Raw genomic sequence first — 1632 nt, 5'->3', positions numbered from 1 at the left:
TTATTGTATCATAGAAGAACCTTATAAACATTATTTTACAGAAAAAGTTTCATACTCTCTTTACCCTTGATTTTCAAAATGAGCCGCCCTTTTTCTGGGCGGCTCAAAGTTACTCTGTTGTCCGAAGTTCCTCCGGCAATTCTTTTGACCAGGGCAGCAACTGATCCAATTTTTCTTCTTCGGGAAACGGTCCCATCCACCGCAGCTGATCAAGGACATATGTAAGATACAGATATGGCTTCAACCCATTTAAAAGTGCAGTCTCTGTGATGCTGTATACAACAGCACTGGCATCTGCACCGTGGATACTTTTCGAAAACAGCCAGTTCCGACGTCCTACAGCGAAGTTTTTAATCGCGCGCTCCGCACTGTTATTGTCAATGCTCAGATGCCCATCCTCCAGATAACGGCGCAGATACGTCTCCTGATTCAGCGCATATAAAATGGCATCACCAATAAGGGAAGACCGGTCTACCGAATCTTCCATCGAATGTAACCATTCAAAAAATGCATCCACGACAGGACGGGACTGCTTCTGGCGCTCCAGATACCGTTCTTCCGGCGTTTTATCCTGAATCAGTTCTTCTATCTTATAGAGGATTCCGATCCGGGACATCGCCTGATACGCAACGGTTCCACGCAGCTGTTCTTTGGTAAAATCCTTTTTCAATGCTGTAAGCGCTGCGTCAAACCTCCTTCTGGCATGCGTAAAGCATCCGGATATAACAATCGAATCTTTCAACCCGTGATATGCCTGGTACCCATCGCACGTGAGATATCCTTCAAATTGATCTCCCAGAAAGTTTTTGGGATGATAACCAGCCCTGGTCCGCTCATAATCGAAGAGAACCATCTGTGGTGCCCCACTGTAGCGGTCAGTCAGGTAGACCCACATCCAGTTTTGGGTAGAACCCTGCTGCTTCGGCTCGTCAATCACCTGAACCCGTGTCTCATCGCAGTGAATGTACCGGCTTTTTAAGAATTCTTCTTTCATCCGGTCGTAGAGCAGTCTCAGATATCGGTCTGCACAGCTGATGATCCAGTTCGCCATGGTTTTGGTGGAAAGCTTCAGGTTATACCTTGCGAATTCCCGTTCCTGTCTGGCCAGCGGCATGCCGTTGACATACTTTGCATTCATAATGCCTGCAACCAGGGACGGCGTTGCAATACTTCCCTTGATCAGGGCTGGAACTTTTTCCATCCGCTTCATAGCTCCGCATTCCGGACAGCTGTATACATAGGAGATTTCTTCGACTACCTCAAAACGGGCAGGAACGAACTTTAACCGTTTTACAGTCTCCTTCGTGACAACCTTATATTTTTTACCGCAGTCTGGGCAATAACGTTCCTGGCCTGTAAGCTTGTATTCCATCCGCTCTGTTACTTCGAAATGTGAAAGATCTTCCTCTTTCTTTCCGGCATGCTTTTTACGCTTGTGGGAAGTGACTTCGATTTCTTTCTCCGGGGCAGATTCAACATCTGATGCAGCTTCTGCCTCATTGAACAGATTCATCTGCTCATATCCATCTGCGTATTTTTCACTGGAAGCTCCAAAACGCTGTCTATTTGCAAGGTAAGCGCCAAATAATAATGCGGTTAGATACAAGATTACTCCAGCCCTTTACGAGTTGG

Annotated in this window: 1 pseudogene; it reads right to left on the bottom strand. The window is 46.4% G+C overall.

From position 1 onward, the window contains the following. Window positions 1-109: 109 nt before the first annotated feature. Window positions 110-1573, bottom strand: a pseudogene (gene tnpC / locus DW915_RS15530) (IS66 family transposase); the annotation flags it as partial. Between the last annotated feature and the right edge of the window lie 59 nt (window positions 1574-1632).

Source organism: Blautia sp. AM42-2 (assembly GCF_003480245.1).
GTDB classification, from domain to species: domain Bacteria; phylum Bacillota; class Clostridia; order Lachnospirales; family Lachnospiraceae; genus Fusicatenibacter; species Fusicatenibacter saccharivorans.
The sequence above is the reverse complement of the archived record's forward strand: the minus strand, read 5'-3'. Positions and strand labels throughout refer to the sequence as shown.